Consider the following 21,728-nt stretch of genomic DNA (forward strand, 5'->3'; position numbering starts at 1 on the left):
TTTATGCCAGGTTCTTCTCTTCGACGATCTGCTTCACTTTGTCACGCAGTTCATCCATATCAACGATGTTCTCCAGAACGACAACTTCTCCAAGATGCTGTCCGCCTTCTGCTATATCTTTAGCCAGGAAGAAGACATCCGCATCTCCGGGTGCTGCCGAGCTCAAATCCGAGTGTGACACTTCTACACCAGTAACCCCAAGCTCGCTCAAAATTTGATTAATATTCATTTCTACCATAAAACTCGTTCCCAGACCTGATCCACATACCGCTAAAAATTTCATTATAATTCCTCTCCTTCTTTTATAATCTCCATGATTTCTTCTTCACTTGCTGCATCCTTGATGGCCGCAAGCTTCGTATTATCACCAAGCAGCTTCGTTAAATGCGCCAGCGCCTTCAAGTGTGCTTCATTATCGATCGCAGCCAGACAGATGAACAGATCGATCGAATGCTCCGGCTTATCCAACAAAAGCACAGGCTCCCTCGTTCGGAGGAAGGACATACCGACTTCTTTCACTCCCGCATCGGGTCTCGCATGGGGAATCGCAATTCCTTTCCCGATGTGAATATAAGTCCCTATCTCTTCGACATTCTGAATCATGGCGTCGATGTATCGCTGTTCAATCTTCTCTGTATCAAGCAGCGGCTCTGCCGCCTTGGAGATGGCTGAACGCCAATCCAGTTTTTCATTTGTAAAATGGATCGTTTCTTTCGTTAATAGATCAGAAAGCAATGGCTTCTCCCACCTTTTCTCGGTATTTTTGAAGTACATGATTTCTATTAATTCGGAGACCAATTTCTTCTCATTCTTGATATCCGTATTCCTTCGGATGACTTCCATCACCTTTTCCAAAGGCACGCTGTTCTCGTGCAGCGAAGGAAACTCTTCCCTTACCGACTGGATCAAATGAGTCTTCTCCACCGATGACAACAGCGGCTTGACGAGGAACACAGGCTTGATGGAGGTCAACGCCACCGTGGAGAAAATCAAATCATAACTGGAAGGCGGAACGCTCCCAATGCTGTCGGCTGTATGAGCCCGGGAGAATTGAACAGCCGGAAACATCTCCTTCAGCTGCGCCCGCAGCATGATCGAGGAACTAACCCCGTTGGAGCAGATGACTAACGCCTTGACATCCTCCGGCTTCTCTCGTCTGTCCCTCTCCAGATAACCTCCGAAATGAAGAGTGAAATATCCGATTTCCGCTTCGCTGATTTGTTTACCGGTCCATTCCGCCAGAGGCTTCAGCGACCTTCTCACAAACTGGAACAGCTCCCCATACTCCCCCTTGATCACTTCTTTCATCGGGTTGATCAACGGAATATCGAACATTAGGCGGTAATAGGTCGGGACAAGGTGGTTGAACAGGCTTTGAATCAGGCTCGCTTTATTCTCGATGGGAAGAAGCGTATTCTTCTCAAATGCTGCAACGATTTTCTTTCCCATCTCCATGAGCAGCGGATGCGCATCACTGTTCACTTCTCCTTGTGAGGTCAACAGCTGAACAGCTGTAAAATAAACATCCTCCCCTGGACCTTCCGGAAACAGCTCAAAGGCTAACTCTTCCGCGGCCGGGTAAATATGCTCCTCTTCCAGCACCCTTTTTTCTTCGGACGTATAGAGAAGGTCGTCTTTCCGGCTTCGAGTCCGCATGAACACGAGATGATACACCATCTCCACCTTCCTGCTCCTCACAAGCCGGATTGTCTGCCAGCGGTCTAAAAACGCTTCCATGATTGAAGTCGTTTCTTCGACCATCTCCTCCTTATGCCAGGCACCCAGAGTCCGGTCGATGATTTCTCTACCGAGCGGCTGAGAAAGTAAGTAATCCAGACAGTAGAGGGCGAAGCGCCGCTTGTCCATCTCGGCCCCTTGGAGATGATACCCCTCCATCCGCTTGTAAACGAACTCCACATTCCATTCCAGGCACCATTCCCGAGCCTTCTTCACGTCGGCTAATGCCGTGTTTTTACTTACATTCAACAACAGTTGAAAATGGTAGCCGGATATCGGTTCCTGTTTGATGAACGTATAAAGATAGATCATCAGCGGACGATTCTCCTCTGAAATTATGAGATCGTTCCCATTAATATCCAACGGACCCCCGGAAGCTACGAATTCCTTCACCCTCTCATCCGCGACGATCCACTGATTTTCCATTTGTAGAGGCGGCAGATCCACGAAGGCCAGACTGTTATTCACTTTTTCTAAAAGGTAGTCGAATCTTCTTTCTGTCAAATCCAGTTCCAACATCATTTCAGGCTTTGTAATTTGCTTATACTTCATGATTCTCTCCAGAAACTGATAGGTTTTTTGATCAAGCAAAGCAAGTACCTCCGTTTCTAATTTAAATTATAAAACGCTTACATTATGATAACAACGCTATTCGAGCCCAACCTTTGTAGGAAGACTCCACACAGATTGGACTCTTCCACATAGTCATCCCCTCTATCTGCCTATTCTCATTCCTTTCACCCATTTTACCAGACGCCCTCCCCACCCTATCCAACTCCGCATATGGATACTATATCGATATCTATATAGATGATAAAAGGAGGAACGACATGGTACGAAGAGTAAGCCGATACAGGGCGTCCCTGCGGCAGCAAGCAGAGGAAGGACCTTCCTGTATGGTGACTGATTTGAATTATGTAGAAATCCCCCAGCCCGGCGGAAGAGAAGAAAGAGTGTTCACACTCCCGGATGGCACCCAACTGGTCCTTCAACGCGTAAACATACGCATCACAGGGACCGTGACTGTCCTTTTGGAAACGGGAACGACGGATTCTACCGACTTTACGATTTGTGAAAGCTACTACTTGTGTGCGCCTACAGGAACCGACATTGAAGTCCGGGCCGCAGAAGCAGGCTGTCGGATTTGTACGGTTTCGACAAGCGAGGAAGGAACAGAGGTGACCATCACCATCGATCTCTGCCAGGATGTGCAGTCCGTCGCTTCTGTCGTTGTAGACTTAGAGGCAGGTTTCTGCAATCCGAGACAGCAGGAAGTGGAGCGCACGTGCCTCCCCCCTGTCCGTCCAAGGCAGTGCCCTGCCGTCTTCGGCGAAGAAGAGACGGATCCGGAACCAGAAACGTTTCCGACCCTTCAGTCGAGCTGCGTGGAAATACAACCTCAACAGGAGGAGAACCTCTGCATCCGCACGAACAGCGTTTATGATTGGATCAGAAGCAGAGTGGACGCGGAATTCACCGTCCTCTTCCCGCCGGTGTTCTGCCTTTATACCGTGACAGATACGGAAGGGGATTGTGGAGGAATCGTCGTCGGGGACACCATCTGTTATCCATGTGAAACCCCTTGTCCCCAAACGCTGCAATGCTCGAACGGTGTTTGCTCCTTGCTGCTTGAACTGACCGATGACGGATGTGTGACTTGTCCACCGGAAGCTGTAACCTTCCCGGCAGGATTCGCTTGTGAAGTACCCGGCCTTTCGTGTATTTATGTAGTGACAGAAGCGGACGGCGATTGCGGAGACCTTGTTGTCGGGGATTTGATCTGCCTGCCATGCGAGGCAGCCTGCGAGGATATCCTGCAATGCTCGAACGGGGATTGCACACTGATCTTATCCTTAACAGACGAAACATGTACCGTCTGCCCACTGGATGCCGTCCCGCTTCCTGCAGGGTTCGCATGTGAAGTACCTGTCCTTTCCTGCGTCTATGAAGTGACAGAGGTCGAAGGAGACTGCGCAGAAATCGTGGTCGGAGACGTACTTTGTTTCCCTTGTGAGGAGCCGTGTGAGGAAGTACTGCAGTGTACCAACGGCGTTTGCACACTTGTACTGAGCAGAACGGAAGAAACATGTGTATTCTGTCCACCGAATGCTGTGACCCTCCCCGAAGGCTTCTTCTGCGGCGTACCTTCCTGCGTGTATGCGGTCGGACTTATCGAAGGGGATTGCGGAGGTCTGGAAGAAGGCGATTTAATTTGTTTCCCTTGTGAGGAACCTTGTGCAGAAACGCTGATTTGCGGAAGCCAAACGTGCAGCCTCACATTGAATAGGACATCCGAAGAATGTGTACCTTGCCCTGCCGATGCGGTTCCGCTCCCTGCAGGAATTACCTGCAGCATTCAAGCAGGCCGCATTTACAATGTGAATCAACAGACGTTCTATGACTTGATCGCCGTCGCCGTTGCAGATGCGAACGACGGAGATACGTTGATTGTTACACCTGGAACCTACACCCAGACGGCTGCGCTTACCATCGATAAACCGTTGACCATCCGCGGCTTTTCCGCAGGCAGTACACTCGTAGACTTCCCAGCACCCTTTACCGCTGAAACAGCCGTTTTCCTGCAGGCAGATGCGATTACACTGGAAAATCTCAGCTTCACTCGTACGTTCAGTGATGTGACTGGTGATGAAACGTTAATCCGAATTCCTCCGCAAGGCGTCGGCGACTATTACAGCGGCATTGTCATCCGGGATTCCAACTTGACCGGCGGGGAACGGACGCTGATTGTAAACGTCGATGATTTCACGTTGGAGAACAATACCATCACCCACACAGGTGATGAGCAGTCCCTTGATATACGTGGAACGTCCGGGAATATTACTATTACTGGAAACTCTTTCATCGGAAACAATGCAAGCCTTGCCGCCATTCGTTTCCAACCTAATACTCCTACAGACGCATTAAGTGGAAATTTCTTCGTGGATGATAATACCATGCAAAGGCACACCCAGTTCGTATTCTTCTCGACAGCCGCTTTTACTAATGTAAACATTTTTGTACGTCGCAATGTAATCAATCACTTAAATCGTGCAGGAAGTTCTATCATCTTTGAACCCTTTAATTTCCCTGGAGTCGGGACAATTCTTATTGAAGAAAACGACATTACCAATATTAACACCCAACGTTTAGCCGTGTATGTCGACTACAGGGATGGAGGTACCACTGCTCCTACCGCAGGGCAGATCCAAGTGGTACGTAATACGTTGGCAGTCGCCTTGCCGTGGGGAAGAGCCTTCGATACCGTTTCTCCCGATGCGCCTGTTGGTTTCACTACCATCGGCATCCCATTCGGAATGTCGCTCACAGCCTTTGATTTAGTTGATAATACCATTATTCCTATTTAAGAAAAAAGAACTGTTAAATAATGAAAAAAAGGATGAACATTAAATACGTTCATCCTTTTTCTATATTCCCACCATAAGAAGATACATAGGCAGCAGGCGGCTTGCTGCTTAGAAACGTCTGGACAATGAAATCCCGCTTGGGCACTTCTAAACGGTAGAGCGCCTCCACAACTTTCCCTTTATCATATGGTATTTCTCTTAGCTCGACCGACGCCTGCCCTTCCCCCAAATGAATCAGCGCGTAACGAGCCAGCGGCTTATGGTAACAACCAAGCGCCCCCGGATTGAAATACATCCGCTTCTCCGTTTGAAAAAGATGCACCGGATGATGATGCCCGAAACAGACAATATCCCAAACGCCTGCCCTTCCCTCATAAAAATCATCCAGCTTCCGGGCGGTCGGATGATAGTCCACCGGTTCAAAAGGATTCCGCCATATAGGGAATTCCCGTCTCGTTTCCTTCATATGATAATGCTGAAGAAGGATGTTGACCCCTTCTCGTTCCAGCGTGAGCTGCCTTGGTAGGGCGGTGAGCCAAGGGATGTAGGCGTCATCCAGGGATGCTGCCACCCATTCGTGATGAGCCCTGATGGTCTCACTCCGCTTCGGATACGCCTCTCCATGGATCAAAGCCAGCACCGCTTCTTCATGATTTCCACTTACGACCTGGACGTTCTCTCTTGCACAGATACAGGCCAGCACTTCATTCGGATGTGGACCAATGCCGATCAAATCGCCCAGGCAGAAGATTTCCGTAACGTCCGCGTGCTGCTCCATGTCTGCAAATACAGCCTCCAGCGCCTCCAAATTCCCGTGAATATCTGCAAGCACAGCGATTGTTTTCCTCATGGACAACCTCCATTTTCCGTATAGGACCTACCTCCATTATATTTGCCGGGAAGTAAGATTATGTAAACACAATGATCTGAACACTTTTTCCCCATAAAAAAAGAAGGCCTCCGAAGAGACCTTCCATCATAAAGTATTTATTCTACTGTACCAGCATCGGCAGGGTGTACACCATGACGATAGAAGTCAGCATCGATTGGATCAAGCGGCTTACGGCCAAGGATAAGGTCCGCAGCTTTTTCAGCCAGCATCAATACTGGAGCGTGGATGTTACCGTTGGTTACGTAAGGCATAGCAGATGCATCGACAACGCGTACGTTATCAAGACCGTGAACTTTCATTGTGTTCGGGTCAACAACAGCCATCGGATCGGAAGCTGGTCCCATTTTCGCCGTACAAGACGGGTGAAGGGCCGTTTCCGCATCTTCACGTACCCAATCCAGGATTTCTTCATCAGATGTGACAGTTGGTCCTGGAGAGATTTCTCCGGCATTGTATTTCTTCATAGCAGGTTGCTGCATGATTTCACGAGTGATGCGGATCGCTTCGATCCACTCACGCTTATCTTGTTCTGTAGAAAGGTAGTTGTACACCATGCTTGGGTGTTCTTTCGGATCTTTGGAACGGATCTTCAAGGAACCACGTGCATCGGAGTACATTGGTCCGATGTGGACTTGGAAACCGTGATCTGTCGGTGCTTTTTGTCCGTCGTAACGTACGGCAACCGGCAGGAAGTGGAACATCAAGTTCGGATAGTCGACTTCGTCGTTGGAACGTACGAATCCGCCACCTTCGAAGTGGTTCGTCGCAGCTGGACCTGTGCGTCCAAGCATCCACTGAAGACCGATCCATGGGAACTTCTTGATATCAAGGTTCGGCTGTTCAGAAACAGGAACCGGGCAAGCGTGCTGTACGTACACTTCCAAGTGGTCCTGAAGGTTTTCACCGACACCAGGAAGGTCTACGACCGGCTTAATGCCAAGAGACTTCAGGTGTTCCGCATCACCGACACCGGAAAGTTGAAGCAGTTGTGGTGTATTGATCGCACCACCGGCAAGCACGATTTCTCCTGCTTTGACCGTATGCATCTTACCGTTACGCTTATACGTCAATCCTTTCGCCTTCGTACCATCGAAGTCGATGCTTGTAACGAATGCACGAGTCTTAACTGTAAGGTTCTCGCGGTCCATTACAGGGTGTAGATAAGCGCGGGAAGCAGATAGACGCTGTCCTTTGTACACGTGCTTATCGAACGGTCCGAATCCTTCTTGACGGAAGCCGTTTACATCTGGAGTTTTGTTATAACCAGCTTCTACAGCTGAGTTAAAGAAGGCTTGGAATAGAGGGTTTTTAGCTGGTCCGCGCTCCAATTTAATTGGACCGTCGTGGCCGCGAAGTTCATCATCCGGTGATCCTAGAGCATTTTCCAGACGTTTGAAGTATGGCAGGCAGTGTTTCCAATCCCAGTTCTCCATACCTTCATCAGCGCCCCAGCGCTCATAGTCCATCGGGTTACCACGTTGGTAGATCATACCGTTGATGGAGCTGGATCCACCCAGTACTTTACCGCGGGCGTGCTTGATGCGACGACCGTTCATGTGTGGTTCAGGATCTGATTCATATTTCCAGTCATAGAGGCTCTTACCTGCAGGGAACGGCAGGGCAGCTGGCATTTGGATCAACAGGTCCCAGTTATAGTCACTGCGTCCAGCCTCAAGAACGAGTACATTTTTAGTTCCATCTGCACTTAGACGGTTACCCAGTACGGAACCCGCACTACCGCCACCAACAATTACAATATCATATGCTTCTGTCATATCTGTTCCTCCTTGGTGATGATTAGGATGAAGGGATGCAGGTCCATCCTGCTCCCTCCCCCTTCTATTTAAAAAAATAATTTACAAGAGTGTCTTCCTTAACCGGATAGCTGCTCGGAATTAAAACCAGTTGATTTGTTCCGGTTTAAGGTTTTGGAAAATGTGTTTTGTTTCCGTGTATTCTTCAAGCCCAAGTTTACCAAGCTCACGACCGATACCGGACTGCTTGAATCCACCCCATGGTGCGTGTGGGAAGTAAAGGTTGAATTCATTGATCCAAACCGTACCCATGCGCATCTTAGCAGCACAGCGCTCGGCTTTTACGATGTCATTCGTGAACACACCGCCGGCAAGACCATAAATAGAATCATTGGAAAGTTTCACAGCTTCTTCTTCTGTGCTGAATTTCTCAACAGTGATGACAGGTCCGAATGCTTCGTCCTGTACCACGGTCATGTCTGTCGTACAATCTGTGAAGATCGTAGGCAGATAGAAGAATCCTTTCTGCAGTTCCGGATCTTCCGGACGTTTACCACCGGCAGCAAGAGTCGCACCTTCTTTGATTCCTGCTTCTACATACTTCTCCACTTTCGCAAGGTGCTCCGCAGAAATCAGCGGCCCCATTTGTGTATCTTCATCAAATCCGCTGCCGAGTTTGAAGTTGTTCACACGGTCAACCAGTGCCTGAACGAAGTCATCATGAATGCTTTCTTCCACGATCAAACGTGTACCTGCAGAGCAGATCTGGCCTGCGTGGAAGAATACGCCGTTCAACGCCTGATCGACAGCCAATTCGAAATCAGCGTCGGCGAAGATGATGTTCGGGTTCTTACCGCCAAGCTCAAGTGCCAGCTTCTTCACGTTGGAGCTTGCCGCCTGCATGATCTTCTTACCTGTCACGATTCCGCCTGTGAAGGAAATAAGATCAACGTCTTCGCTGCTGGAAAGCTCCGCCCCGATGGTGTCTCCTGCACCAAGGACAAGGTTGACAACACCGGCCGGTACTCCCGCTTCCTCCATCAATTGGAACGTCTTGATCGTTGTAAGTGGTGTGATCTCACTCGGCTTCATAACAAGCGTGTTTCCGGTAACTAGTGCCGGAGCAAGTTTCCATGAAGCTTGTAACAGAGGATAGTTCCAAGGAGTGATTTGACCACAAACACCGACTGGTTCATGTACGACTCTGCTGACAGAGTTCGGAATTGGAGAAGGGATGATTTCGCCGCCGTCCTTATCTGCAATCTCTGCATAATAACGGAACACGCCTGCGATGTCGTCCATATCTCCGCGGCTTTCTTCTACTGTTTTACCTGTGTCCAGAGACTCAAGGTAAGCAAGTTCTTCCTTATCTCTTTCAATAAGTTCCGCAATCTTACGTACGATTGCTCCACGCTCTGTAGAAGGAGTAGTCGCCCAGTCCCCTTGATCGAACGCTGCTCTCGCTGCTGCGATCGCTTCTTTCGCTTCGGTTTCATCGCCTTCCGGTACGGTCGCGATTACTTCCTGGTTATATGGGTTAATGATGTCACGCGTCTTCTCGGAATCCGCGCCTACCCATTTCCCGTTAATATAATGCTGCATTTGTAATTTAAGATCCATTTTTATCAACTCCACCTTTGAAGTAGATTAACTTTGTTAAGAATTTATTTAACGTTTTTAACACTAACACGAGAAAAAAATCATGTCAAACGTATTTCGGCATCAAATGTGCTTTCTTCGAAGATAACTCCTGGAATCCTTCTCTTATGCGAAAAAGTGGACAGGTCAACTTCCTGAAAGTTACAATTATATTTGACATTCTCTCCAAACGAGTTATTATGAAGTTCGTTAAGAAGATTTGAAAAAAATTTAACACGATTTACTTTTTATCTGAAGGAGCGACCCTATGAGTGAATCTAAAGTAAACCCAAATGACAAAATAGAAGAAGCCAAAGATAAAGTCATAGGCGCCATTGCAGAGACGATGGATACGTACGGGGTGACCCCGGCTGCCGCGAACCTTTATGCGACCATGTACTTTGAAGATCAAATGACGCTTGATGAAATGCGTACAGAACTGGGCATGAGCAAACCGAGCATGAGTACCAGCGTCCGCAAACTCCAGGAAATCGAAATGGTCAAAAAAACATTTACACGCGGATCCAGAAAACACACCTATATAGCAGAAAAGAATTTCTTCCGTTCCTTTATGGCGTTTTACTGTCAAATGTGGGAACGGGAAGTGAAAACGAACCTGGCTGCAATAGCAGAAGCACAAGAAGATTTCATCGATGTCATGAAAGACGCCAAAAGCACGCAGGACGATGTGGCGAAAGCAAAGAAATACTACGATCAATTGGAAGAATCAAAAACCTATTACCACTGGCTGGATGACTTGGTCGAGAGGATCAGGAGCGGTAAGATCTTCGATTTCTTACCGAAAGAGCATAGAGAGTAAGTATAGACCGGACAGAAACGCTTCATACAGGCTCTTTGGCTGTATTAATGTTCCTTTTGTACGTAAAATTTATACCCATCAACTATGGCATCTAAACAGTATTATTTTTACAAATAAAGCCTGGAGCACATCTCAATGTGCTCCAGGCTTTATTTGATTCCTTCTTATTGTAAACTGCCGTTTCCCGGCCTATGGAAACCTCGGTGAAAATAATACGTAAGATAACCTGACAACAAAACTGAATTTTCAGAACATTCATGGTTAACTATGGTTACATTGCATACATAGGAGGAATAGCCATTCGAAACGAAGCAGAAATACATAAAAGACAGGCGCAATCGAAACAACTCCAAGAACCCCCTGTTGGTTGGAGGGAAAGAATCAAATCGCTCGGTCCTGCCCTGATCGTCGCTGCGTGCATCGTCGGTCCCGGAACGGTTACGACCGTCTCCATCGCCGGAGCAAGCTACGGCTTCCAAGCGATGTGGATTCTCATCATCGCCTGCTTGACGGCCTACTACTTTCAGAAACCGGTCGTTAAGTTCACCATCAAAACGAAAATGTCCGCTATGGATGGAATCCGTCTCTATATGGGGAAATGGTGGTCCGGCACGATTTATTTCGCCCTGCTGCTCGGAGCGATCGCTTTCCAGGCCGGTAACTTCACCGGAGCGGCACTGGCACTGAACTTCTTCCTCCCCTCCATCTCCATCCTGACATGGGTCGCCATTCTTGCCGTCTCCGCCATCGTCGTATCCTGGATCGGCATTTACCGGTTACTCGAAAATATCAACCGCGTCTTCATCGGACTTATGGTCCTTTCCTTTGTTCTGACCGTATTCCTTTCCGGGCCCGATTTCGGAGCATTGGTCACCACCGGATTCTCCTTCCAGGTTCCGGATCAGAATTACTGGCTCGTGCTGGCGCTGATCGCAACGACCCTGCCACCCAATACCGCTCTCGGGCTGTCCGCATTTATTAAGAACAAATATAAAGAGGAGCAGACCCTTTCCAAAGCAGCACAGCTGAAGCTCGCCCACTTTGACTTACGGACGAACCTCAGCATCGCAGCGATCATCTCGATCTCCATCCTGATTTGCGCCGGAACGGCCATTTACGGCACAGGAACCGAGATCACGAGCGCTGCAGACATGGCTTATCAATTGACCCCGCTTCTCGGTCAATACGCAGGCGTACTATTCTCGTTAGGGTTATGGGCCGCCGGGTTTTCTTCCGGACTCTTCAACATCTCCGTCCAACCCGCCTTATACGGTCAGGCGTTCGGAAAGTCGGAAGACACAAGAACATCTACGAACCGCGCGCTTATGCTGATTGCGGGCATCACACCGATTGTGGTTGTCATGGCTTTCGGTCAAATGCCGATCCAATTGATTATAGGAGCACAGGCATTGAACGGGCTGCTTCTGCCTATGATCGTCGGTTCGATCTGGTATATCTGCAACAAGCCGGGCGTTTTAGGCAGCCACCTCAATACGCGGGGACAGAACATTATGTACGGGATCGTCATGCTGATCGTCTGCTTCCTTACGCTGAGAGTCCTTTTAAGTGTTACCGGATTGATTTAAATGGAGGATTAGCCCTATAAAGAAATGCCCTGCCGAAGCGAAGACGGCAGGGCATTTTCTCTGGATACGTACTTGGAGCGACTGCACCAAAACTCCGGCTCCGATAATGATATACTGAAGTATAAGAACCGTTCCATCCGCACAACCGTGGTCGATCTTTTTAAACGGAGGTATTATACATTGGAAGCTGTTTTAGAAAAGCATGCTTATGACCCCCTGTTCCCTTTCGTCTATATGTACAGGATCGCAGGCAATACAGAGGATCCTCTCGTTTCTTTTCATTTTCACGATTGGTATGAGCTTGTCGTCGTTCACGAGGGCCGTGGACACTTTTTCATTGATAAGCACGTCTATCCAATGGAAAAAGGACAGATTTTTCATATTTCCGGGGAAATTATACATAAAGCGATCCCTGATCAAAAGGAGCCCTTCCTTTGTTCTGTGCTTCTATTTAAACCGACCCTGATCCACTCGAAAGAACTGAATGAACCCTTTTCCTATTTCGATCCATTCCTTAAGAATGGGTTTACCAGCCGTCTTCCCCAGACAGGTTTCAAAGAAATAGAATCCTTCCTTGAACAGATGGACGAGGAAAAGAAAGAATGGAAAGGCAAGGGCTCGAAACACGCCCTTCAGCTCTATCTGCACTGGATTTTACTGATCCTGAACCGTGAATCGAGGGAGCTGCTTCCACCCGAGGCTTCCACAACTTCTTCGAGAAGGGAATCATGGATGAACGAAGTCCTTTTGTTTATCGACGAAACGATGTGGAAAGAGCAGCTCACCCTGGAGAAGCTGGCCAAAGAAGCACTCGTCACACCGGAACATTTCAGCCGCACGTTCAAAAAAACGACCGGATTCACCCTTCCTCAGTATATAAACTTGAAACGTTTGATAAAGGCGAAGGAATTATTAAAAACAACGGACTACTCCATTTCTTATATTGCCGACATATGCGGATTTAAGAGCCTGTCTTATTTCCATACGCTGTTCCGAAAAGGGATCGGCACGACACCAAGAAAATACCGGACAGACCATTCCGACAAACAGCCTTAACTTATCCGAGCTCCTTCTCTACGAAGGATTTCATCCATAGGCAGACATCCCAGAGATCTGCAGCAGGCGCTTGAGTATAAGGCAGCGTCTGCATGTAAGGCGAAGGCCCGTATTCCGGTGTAAAGGTAGTAAACGGATGGCCTTCCTTTTTCCTCTCCTCCGCCACGCGCTTCCACCACCCCAAATGAGAGTGGAGTTCCTTTTGATAATGACTGTCCCGGGGGGCCGGTACCTGCGGGCCCTGCGCATACCCTACCCGCGAATGCACATGGATCGTTCGTTCACATGCCGTTTGAACAGCCTTCCCGTATCTCTCCAACAAGGACTCTGTCACACATACCCAGTGACTGAAATCAGCCGTAATCTTCAAATCCTCTATAGTGTTCAACAGCTTTTCGGTCGTCCAAGGTGTAAACAGCGGCCTGCTGCGATGCGTTTCGTGCCCCACAATAAGTCCGAGTCCCTTCTCTACTCGAACCGCTTCCGTGAAAAAATCGAACTGTTCCCGTTCATCCATATCGTCGCGCCCGCTCTGCGCATTGACGAGTAAGGGTGCGTATTCCACACAGGCAGCGGCCTGCGCTTGGAACGATTCTTTTGTTTCTGCGAAGATTTGAGCCACGTAATCCAGCTCATAAGAATGCAGCAGCTCTTTGAATAAGGCCGCATCCTTCTTGGACGGCAAGGGGGCCTCTATTCCCTGGTAGCCACTCTCGGCAATTTTCCGCACTTGTTCCTCCAAGGAACCCGTCATCCCCCACAACGATTTAATCGATCTCACTTTCATCCTGGACACTCCTTTTTCTTCAAAAAAAGAAACGACCCCATCGAGCCGCTTCCCTTTTTCTACCTATACTTATTTCTGATAAACAACCGGGTTCAATCGACTGTCTACCAAGTCCCCTTCGCCAAGTCCCGGCAGCCACTGCTGCTGATCTTTTTTCCTTGCCGCGGTATCGATGGCGGAGACCTGCGCTCCGTCCGCTACGTAGATGACCGTCATCACTTCCCGCGTTTGATCGGTCGGGTTCCCCGGCGCGCTGTGGAGCGTCCACCCGTTATGGAAGGTCGCGTCCCCCGCCTTCATTGCCCCATGCGTCACAATGTCATAGGCTTTCTCCTCAATACGCCGGCCTAAAGTGGCATGGGAGTCATCCGAGATTCCCAGTTTACTAACATATCCCTCCAACTGGGACTTGGAAGCGAAGGATAACGATCCCATCTCTTCGCTTATATCCACCAGAGGCATCCACATGGTGATGGTGTGGTTTGTATCCAAAGGCCAGAATGTCTGGTCCTGGTGCCACGGAGTGTGACCGCCGCCCGGCTCTTTATAAAGGGCTTGATCATGATAGATCCGAACTCCTTCTACCCCTAACAGGTCGGCCGCAACCTTACCGAACCGCTCCGCCAGTACGAATTTCTCCACTTCCTTCGACTTTTCCCATAGATTCATGACCTGCAGGAAGGCCTTACCGAAAGTATCCCTTTCTTCTAACGGGGCGGCCTGCTTGGCATAATCCTGTACCGCATCTTTGATTACGTTCCTGTACGTCCGGATCTCCTCCTGTGCGGCCAGGTTTCGAATACACACATGCCCCTTCTCCTGGTACTCTTCCACAAGCTGCGCGGACAACGGGAACTCATTCTCCAAATCAGGTAACGAAGATATTCCACCATTCATTTTCTGTTTCCTCCTTTATATTTGCTACACCCTTATTTTAAGAAGAATACCCGGAGCATTGTTTAAGATAATTAAGGAAAAAAGTGCTCATTCTTGATGTTTTATCAATCAACAAAAAAGTCCCGGCGGAAGTCGTCTTATCCCTTCCGCCGGGACTGAAAGATTATGAGATAGAAGAAACCATGAAACGATGGCTTAACTGACGTTCACTTTATTAAAGAACTGGAGCAGATTGTTTTGAATCGATTGGATAGGACCTTTGAAGAGAGCATCGGGATCGGACTTGTATTCCAGATGAATAGGAAGCGTCCATAGACTGCCGGAGAACGGGACCATTTGGGTGGAAGCTGCATAACTCTGCAAAAAATAATGCTGGAAGATCGATGCAGGGAGAATAGAGTAGCCGATGCCTTTGGATATGCAGGAAGCAAGGATATTCAAGTCATCTACTTCCTGAAATCGATGAACGTCCAAGTGGCTGATCGCGCTGGTTATAAAACGTATATTATTGGCAAGAACGGGATTATCAAAAACCAAATACGGTTTATTCAGGAGCCCTACATTCTTCGGGTCCCCCTTGATCGCTGCATAATCCTTCTTCGAACAAACGAGAACCATTTCATCTTCATAGATAGGCGTACTCGTAAACGGTGTCTCCTTCTCGTTCTGATAGAAGATATTCACGTGCGTGCATTCATACTCCATCAGATCCTTCAATATATTCGTCGGCCGCGTCACGAACCGGTATTCGATGTCGGGAAAACTCAGCGCCATCTCTGTAATGATCTGCTCGGTGAAAATCGGCGCCAGCCATATGTTCATTCCGATTCGAAAGACCTTCGGATCGTTGGATATCGTTTTGAAGGAATAGTTATGCTGGGTCGCATCGGCACCGGTCAAACGGAAAGAAGCGTTACTCAGTTCCTGAAGCAGCTGCACAGCATTCGGCAGGAAATGGTACCCTTCCTTGGACAAGGTGACTCCCTCCCAGCTTCTAGTAAGCAGAACAAAGCCGAGCTCTTCTTCTAATTTGCGGATTCTCGTACTTAACGTAGGCTGGGTAATATGTAATAGATTCGCTGCTTTGGAAATGCTCTTTGTTTTGGCCACGGACAAAAACGACTCTAATCCCTCAAAATCCATTCAATATCCCCCTTAAATATTTCAGAATATTCTATATATAATAGCCTAAGTTCCTATCCTGCACAAGCTCTCCCACCAAGATATTAAAAAAATCTATATCCCCGCTCCGCCCTTTCCCTGTACACAAGACGCAAGGTATAAAAATTATCTATTACTTCCTCCCACCCACGGCATGCTACGATTTTTTATAGAAAAAGATGTCGATAGAGACGCTGGCCTGCATACATTCGCTTCATTAAATAGAAGGAGGAATTACATTGACGAATCCACACGACGAGAAGTTGATCGGTGACATGAAAGAACAGGTCATTACTTGGAGAAGGCACTTCCATGAGTATCCGGAATTATCGTTCGAGGAAGTAAACACCTCGCAATTTGTCTACGATACGCTGCAATCCTTCGGAGGACTGGAGGTCAGCAGACCGACAAAAACGAGCGTCGTTGCCAGATTGAAAGGCAAATACCCCGGCCGTACGCTGGGACTCCGGGCAGATATGGATGCTTTGCCGATCCAGGAAGAGAACGATGCCGATTTCCGTTCCACCGTGGACGGCGTCATGCATGCCTGCGGACATGACGGCCATACCGCCATGCTTCTCGGTGCAGCGAAAATACTAAGCGGCCAGAAAGACGAACTCAGCGGAGACATCAAGTTCATCTTCCAGCATGCCGAAGAGCTGCCGCCCGGTGGTGCACAGGAACTTGTCCGTGCCGGTGTGATGGATGATGTCGATCTTATCGTCGGCCTGCACCTTGCCTCTACACTTCCACGCGGGAAATTCGGCATCGGTTATGGTCCCGTTACATCCAACTCCGACACCTTCGATTTGAAAATCATCGGCAAAGGCGGCCATTCGTCCCAGCCTGAGAATTCCATCGATCCTATCGTGATGGGAGCACAAGTCATCAACAACCTTCAGCACATCGTTTCGAGAAACACTTCCCCGTCAGAGAAGCTCGTCGTATCCACCACCACATTAAAAGCGGGAATCGCCAAAAACGTCATTCCCGGACATGTGGAAATCGGTGGATCCGTTCGATCGTTCGACAAAGAAGTCCGGGAGAATGCGGTCCAACTCATTGAACGGATTGCCCGCGGCATCACAGACGCTCATGGAGGCGACTATGAATTGGATTACCATTATGGATATTCTTCGGTCATCAACGACGAATCCTTAACGAAGACCGTCGAAGAAACCATCGTGGAACAGTTCGGAGAAAACTGGCTGCAGAAGACGGGATCCATCATGGGTGGAGAAGATTTCTCGGCATATTTGACCGAGGCCCCCGGATGCTTCATCCCCGTCGGCGCAGGTAACGTAGAGAAAGACATCGTCTACCCCCATCACCACCCTAAATTTTCTGTAGATGAAGATGCACTGGAAGACGGGCTTCGCTTATTAATAAGCCTCTCGAAGAAAATACTCACCAAGGACAGCCAAAAGACGTTACTGACCAAAGCCTGATCCAAAATCCTAAGCACCTTAACCTAGAGAGGGGTATTCTATGAGTCCGGTAACAGCAACCTTAATCATTCTGGCTATCATTACAGTCGGCGAAGTCGTTTCCATCCGTTCCAGAGCAAAAATTCCGACGTTATTAGTCGTGATGATCGGGTTTTTCGTCTTAATTCAGACAGGCGTCCTTCCAACCAATATTATCGAAGCGTCCACCTTCGCTATTGTCGGCGCTGTTCTACAGCCGGCCCTGCTCGTTCACATGGGAACGTTGATCCCTATGAAAGTGATGAAAAGCCAGTATAAAGCCGTACTCATCACGCTGATCGGCTTAGTATTCTCCGTCGCCTTCATCCTGTTGATCGTCCCGCCGATCTTCGGCTACAGCACAGGCGTCGCCGGAGCCGGTCCATTGACAGGCGGGCTGATTGCCTACCTGGTCACGGCCGAAGCGCTGCAAAAAGCAGGCTTGGTCTCCTTATTAGCGATTCCTATCATCGTACTGACGCTTCAAGGGTTGGTCGGGATGCCGCTGACGTCCATCCTCTTAAGAAAGCACGGCTTAAAAATCCGCACGGCCATGGAAGGCCGCACGATGACGGCTGCCGCTACAGCAGCGGAAGCGCTCCCTCCTGCCAATCTATTGGACGAGGAACAATCGGAAGAAAAACCGAAAAGACAGCTCATCCCTGAACGCTACCAGCAATCAAGCTTCATCCTTCTGTTCTTAGTCTTCGTCGGAGGAGCCATCGCAGTAGGATTGGAGAGCCTGACCGGCATCAGCTACAGCTTGTTCGGATTAGTGATCGGGATCACAGGCGCCTACCTCGGCATCTACCCTGCCAAAGTATTGGAAAAAGCCAACGGATTCAGTATCGCGATGCTCGGCTTGATCTTCATCGTGACCGGTTCCTTGGTCGGCATCACGATCGCTGATATCACAGCCGTCCTTCCGGCTGTCGCCACCATCATTGTCGTCGGAACCCTCGGTCTGATCGTCGGCGGAACCATCGGGTCGAAAATTTTCAAATGGGACCCTGCCAAAGGCATATCCGTCACCTTGACTGCTATGTACGGCTTCCCAGGTGATTACCTCATATGTGAAGAGGTCAGCCGGAGCATCGGCAGGACGAAGGAAGAAGAAGAAGCCATCCTCAACGAGATCCTGCCCCCGATGCTGATCGGCGGGTTCACCTCCGTAACGATCGGGTCCGTCATTATCGCCAGCATTCTTGTCCAAACCATCTGATGAAGGAGAGATACATGTGAGCTACAAACTAATCAAAAACGGCACCCTCCTTGACGGTACGGGTGCCGAGCCCATCCCCGATGCAGTGGTTCTCATCAACGGGACGAAAATCGAAGCCGTCGGCAGCGACATCCACCTGCCGGAAGATATTGAGGTCGAGGTCATTGATGCCGATCAAGGCTATATCCTCCCCGGCCTGATTGATACACACGTGCATATGGTCATGGAGTTGAAGGACATCGGAGAAAGCCTCAATGAACCGTTCACCTTGAAATTCTACCAAGCAATCCACTACATGAAACGAACGCTCGACGCCGGAGTAACAACGATCCGCGATGCCGGATTCACCGACGTCGGAGTGAAAACAGCCGTCGAACAAGGCCTCGTCGCAGGTCCAAGAATGCAGGTCAGCATCAATCCCCTCACCATCACCGGCGGCCACGGCGACTCCTGGAGACACTCCGGCATCGACGCCACACCGAAGAGCTACCCGGGTCTCCCGAGCGGCATCTGCGACGGTCCCGAACAAGTCCGGAAAAAGGTGAGAGAAATGCTGCGGGCAGGCGCCGACGTCATTAAAGTCCACGCCACCGGAGGAGTGATGAGTCCCACCGACCATCCCGAATTCACCCAGTTCTCCGAAGAAGAACTGGCGATCATCGTCCAGGAAGCCACCTATCGCAAAGGCGTGAAAGTCATGGCCCACGCCCAAGGGGCAGAAGGAATCAAAAACGCCGTCAAAGCCGGCATCCACTCGATCGAACACGGCATCTTCCTTGATGACGAAGCCATCGAACTGATGCTCGAGAACGGCACCTACCTCGTACCTACCCTGTTAGCTCCCGTTTCCGTCCTGGAAGCCAGCGAACAGAATGATGACATGCCCGATTTCGCCGTCCAGAAAGCCAAAGAAGTCATCGACATCCATAAAGAAAGCATTGCCAAAGCCTATCAAGCAGGCGTGAAAATAGCGATGGGCACCGACGCCGGCGTCATGGCCCACGGCACCAACCTGAGAGAACTCGGCTTGATGTGCGACATCGGCATGACGCCAATGGAAGCCATTACCGCCTCCACGAAAGTCGCAGCCGAATGTATGGGCTGGGGCGACAAGCTTGGAACGATAGAGTCAGGGAAACTCGCAGACCTGATCATTACGAAGCACAACCCGCTGGAGGATATCAGATCGCTTGAAGATCCGGATGCGATTGTCACGGTTATGAAGGACGGGGTGATCGAGAAGAATTTGTTGTCTGTGGGTACGGAGAGCTTGACGTACAGTTCTTTATGACATAATTGATAGAGAAAAAAAGCCTGGCATGAGTTCAACAGACTCGTGACAGGCTTTTTCTTTCAGTTAATACCGACATTATTTGCTTAGACAATAAAGAAACTCCTACACTAACGCCACTGACAGAGCGATAGAGTAAGAGGTTAAAATTAAAATATCATTTTCAAAATTAATTTAGTAAGAACATTGTCATACCAGAAGCTGTTAATACCGCTAAACCGAACGCTCCCATGGCAAGCCAGCTTGGTGTGCTATTTTTTTTCTTTACAATTAAATATTCGCATACTCTCACCACAGTGTAAATAAAGAAAGCCGGAATAAAAAGTGTTTCAAATGTAATGGGACCGTTAAATGCAATCATTAACGAAACGAAAATCATTCCATAGACTATGACTGACATAAACCCATTACTAATAGGATTTAAAATGCCGTTTTCTCTTCGAAAAGAATTAGTAGCCATGCGAGATATCACCTACCTTTGTTAGCCAAAGCAGTATCTTTTAACGCCTGCAATGCCAAGAATTTCAGCTGCTGCTCCTCCACCGATAGTTAACCAATCATCCACATTGGATGCTCCAGCCAATAATTTCACAGTGTTCTTGACGCCTCCAAGCGCTTTAATAGCTCGATATGCCTTTGCACCTGGAACAAATACAACGGCAATAGACGCTGTGCATTTAGTTGCATCCCAAACGCCGCCCTAGAATCCAAGCGAAACAACTTCAGAAGTTCCTGTTGATTTAGAGGCAACAAGCTCCCCTTGTTTTTCCACTTTAACTGATTCAACGTCTGATGAAAATTGTACAGAAGACCCAAGAACTTCAAACATCTTATTCAATTCTGCAATTTCTTCCTTGTCCTTAGCCAGTATAATATCCTCTTTAAATTCTTCTTTATCAAAGTTCGGATCAAACAAACCATTTAGAAATGTTTGTTTATCTTCTTCTTCTAAGTTCTCTAAAATTCCATCAATGGCTACGTATTGCTCCCATAATTCACAACTACTTATCTAAAAAAAAGCCTGATATGAGATAAGTAGACTCATGTCAGGCTTTTTAAAATATAATTTATTGATCCGCAAACTATGTGTGATAAGGATTTCACTAAAGAAGTTTCATACCCTAAAAACCAACTTGGCTTACAGCATATGTGGCATGCTCTGCACTGAATCCTTCAAACGTTAATTGATCGATCAACCCTTGTCTTGAAAAAGAGGTGTAGTCAAGATAATCCTGCGCCATCATAACCGCCTGCTCCTGCCAATCCACCGTAATATTCTCCACAGCAAAAGCAGCTTCCTCCTGGCTGAACCCCTCAAACACTAACTGTTCCATCAATCCAGACTTGGAAAAGGCCGTGTAATTAAGGTAGTCTTCCGCCATTGAAATCGCCTGTTCCTGAGAAAGAGTTAAGCTGTTTTCTTCCGCTTCTGCAGCTTTACGCTCCTCTTCAGCCTTTCGTTCCTCCTCTTCTTTCCTGGCTTGCTCTTCTGCCTCCTTCGCTTCCTGTTCTTTCTTTGCCTGCTCCTCTGCTTCCTTCGCTTCCTGTTCTTTCTTTGCCTGCTCCTCTGCTTCCCTGGCCTCCTGCTCTTCCTGCTTTTGTTCTTCAGCTTCCTCAGCCTCTAGTTCTTCCTGCTCCGCCTTATCTTCCGCCTCCGTATCCTCTTCAGAAGCATCCACTGCTGCATCTTCAGAAACAGGAGAATCTTCCTCCATGGATCCAATAACAAACACCAGGACTAATACTGCTAAAAGGCAGCCGCCCGATTTGGCGAAGTTACCGCGTTTGCTCCCCTTGCCTGCCAATGCCAAGACAACAAAGAATACCACACCGGCTAAAGCAGCTAACAATAAAAGTACTAAAAACGTATCCACTGATCCATCTCCCCCCATTAGAAATGAAACACAAATACAACTATGGATATATATGCTTACGTCATTGAGAAAATTAAAGGAAAAGTCCCCAGAAGTTCAAGGAACTTCTGGGGACTGGTTATAATTCTCGTATTTTATCTTAATCGCCCATAGAAAGGTTATATGAATAACACCTTTTCAAA

At 48.4% G+C, this 21,728-nt stretch carries 18 protein-coding genes; 7 read left to right on the plus strand and 11 right to left on the minus strand.

Annotated features, from left to right (window positions below):
• Window position 1: 1 nt before the first annotated feature.
• Together AXG56_RS17180 and AXG56_RS17185 are read right to left on the minus strand one after the other, a co-directional pair.
• Window positions 2-283, minus strand: coding sequence for a PTS sugar transporter subunit IIB (locus AXG56_RS17180; RefSeq protein WP_008634373.1), 282 nt, complete (start codon window positions 281-283; stop codon window positions 2-4).
• Entirely contained in the window at window positions 283-2,328 is a 2,046-nt protein-coding gene (locus AXG56_RS17185) for a BglG family transcription antiterminator (RefSeq protein ID WP_062515668.1), read from the minus strand. Before AXG56_RS17185 ends, AXG56_RS17180 begins: the two co-directional genes overlap by 1 nt.
• Window positions 2,329-2,567: 239 nt before the next feature.
• Here AXG56_RS17185 and AXG56_RS17190 point away from each other — a divergent pair, with 239 nt between their 5' ends.
• Complete coding sequence (locus tag AXG56_RS17190) at window positions 2,568-5,102, plus strand: right-handed parallel beta-helix repeat-containing protein (protein WP_062515669.1); 2,535 nt, start codon at window positions 2,568-2,570, stop codon at window positions 5,100-5,102.
• A gap of 49 nt (window positions 5,103-5,151) precedes the next feature.
• Here the strand turns inward: AXG56_RS17190 and AXG56_RS17195 are convergent, their stop codons facing one another.
• The 3 genes from AXG56_RS17195 to betB all read right to left on the minus strand — a co-directional run bounded on the left by AXG56_RS17195 (window position 5,152) and on the right by betB (window position 9,368).
• Complete coding sequence (locus AXG56_RS17195; RefSeq protein WP_062515670.1) at window positions 5,152-5,952, minus strand: metallophosphoesterase; 801 nt, start codon at window positions 5,950-5,952, stop codon at window positions 5,152-5,154.
• Between the two features lie 137 nt (window positions 5,953-6,089).
• Window positions 6,090-7,769 (minus strand): choline dehydrogenase, encoded by a 1,680-nt coding sequence (gene betA / locus AXG56_RS17200; RefSeq protein ID WP_008638953.1) that lies wholly within the window; start codon window positions 7,767-7,769, stop codon window positions 6,090-6,092.
• A gap of 120 nt (window positions 7,770-7,889) precedes the next feature.
• Window positions 7,890-9,368: a betaine-aldehyde dehydrogenase gene (gene betB, locus AXG56_RS17205; RefSeq protein ID WP_026578823.1), complete on the minus strand. Its 1,479-nt coding sequence runs from the start codon at window positions 9,366-9,368 to the stop codon at window positions 7,890-7,892.
• 286 nt (window positions 9,369-9,654) lie between these two features.
• Here betB and AXG56_RS17210 point away from each other — a divergent pair, with 286 nt between their 5' ends.
• The 3 genes from AXG56_RS17210 (at window position 9,655) to AXG56_RS17220 (ending at window position 12,848) form a co-directional block, all read left to right on the plus strand.
• Window positions 9,655-10,206 (plus strand): GbsR/MarR family transcriptional regulator, encoded by a 552-nt coding sequence (locus tag AXG56_RS17210; RefSeq protein WP_008639647.1) that lies wholly within the window; start codon window positions 9,655-9,657, stop codon window positions 10,204-10,206.
• 257 nt (window positions 10,207-10,463) lie between these two features.
• Complete coding sequence (locus tag AXG56_RS17215; protein WP_062515671.1) at window positions 10,464-11,792, plus strand: Nramp family divalent metal transporter; 1,329 nt, start codon at window positions 10,464-10,466, stop codon at window positions 11,790-11,792.
• Between the two features lie 24 nt (window positions 11,793-11,816).
• On the plus strand, window positions 11,817-12,848 hold the full coding sequence (locus tag AXG56_RS17220; RefSeq protein ID WP_062515672.1) for an AraC family transcriptional regulator: 1,032 nt from the start codon (window positions 11,817-11,819) through the stop codon (window positions 12,846-12,848).
• Between the two features lies 1 nt (window position 12,849).
• On the opposite strand, the gene AXG56_RS17225 is transcribed toward AXG56_RS17220, so the two are convergent.
• The 3 genes from AXG56_RS17225 to AXG56_RS17235 form a co-directional block, all read right to left on the minus strand.
• Entirely contained in the window at window positions 12,850-13,635 is a 786-nt protein-coding gene (locus AXG56_RS17225) for a sugar phosphate isomerase/epimerase (RefSeq protein WP_062515673.1), read from the minus strand.
• A gap of 69 nt (window positions 13,636-13,704) precedes the next feature.
• Window positions 13,705-14,532, minus strand: coding sequence for a phytanoyl-CoA dioxygenase family protein (locus AXG56_RS17230; RefSeq protein ID WP_062515674.1), 828 nt, complete (start codon window positions 14,530-14,532; stop codon window positions 13,705-13,707).
• Window positions 14,533-14,727: 195 nt separating this feature from the next.
• Complete coding sequence (locus AXG56_RS17235; protein WP_062515675.1) at window positions 14,728-15,675, minus strand: LysR family transcriptional regulator; 948 nt, start codon at window positions 15,673-15,675, stop codon at window positions 14,728-14,730.
• Between the two features lie 257 nt (window positions 15,676-15,932).
• Here AXG56_RS17235 and AXG56_RS17240 point away from each other — a divergent pair, with 257 nt between their 5' ends.
• Genes AXG56_RS17240 through AXG56_RS17250 form a run of 3 tightly spaced genes read left to right on the plus strand, consistent with a single transcriptional unit; the run spans window position 15,933 to window position 19,672 of the window.
• Window positions 15,933-17,141, plus strand: a complete 1,209-nt coding sequence (locus AXG56_RS17240) for a M20 family metallopeptidase (protein WP_304439401.1) — start codon at window positions 15,933-15,935, stop codon at window positions 17,139-17,141.
• Between the two features lie 40 nt (window positions 17,142-17,181).
• Entirely contained in the window at window positions 17,182-18,381 is a 1,200-nt protein-coding gene (locus AXG56_RS17245) for a hypothetical protein (protein ID WP_062515676.1), read from the plus strand.
• A 16-nt stretch (window positions 18,382-18,397) separates the two neighbouring features.
• Window positions 18,398-19,672 (plus strand): amidohydrolase family protein, encoded by a 1,275-nt coding sequence (locus AXG56_RS17250; RefSeq protein ID WP_062515677.1) that lies wholly within the window; start codon window positions 18,398-18,400, stop codon window positions 19,670-19,672.
• Between the two features lie 169 nt (window positions 19,673-19,841).
• Here AXG56_RS17250 and AXG56_RS17255 read toward each other — a convergent pair whose 3' ends face one another.
• From AXG56_RS17255 to AXG56_RS17265, 3 genes are all read right to left on the minus strand, one after another.
• Complete coding sequence (locus AXG56_RS17255; protein ID WP_062515678.1) at window positions 19,842-20,132, minus strand: hypothetical protein; 291 nt, start codon at window positions 20,130-20,132, stop codon at window positions 19,842-19,844.
• A gap of 240 nt (window positions 20,133-20,372) precedes the next feature.
• Window positions 20,373-20,588, minus strand: a complete 216-nt coding sequence (locus tag AXG56_RS17260) for a hypothetical protein (protein ID WP_062515679.1) — start codon at window positions 20,586-20,588, stop codon at window positions 20,373-20,375.
• 205 nt (window positions 20,589-20,793) lie between these two features.
• On the minus strand, window positions 20,794-21,546 hold the full coding sequence (locus AXG56_RS17265; protein WP_062515680.1) for an Ltp family lipoprotein: 753 nt from the start codon (window positions 21,544-21,546) through the stop codon (window positions 20,794-20,796).
• Window positions 21,547-21,728 lie beyond the last annotated feature (182 nt).

The sequence above is a fragment of the Halobacillus sp. KGW1 genome (genome assembly GCF_001592845.1).
Taxonomy (GTDB): domain Bacteria; phylum Bacillota; class Bacilli; order Bacillales; family Halobacillaceae; genus Halobacillus.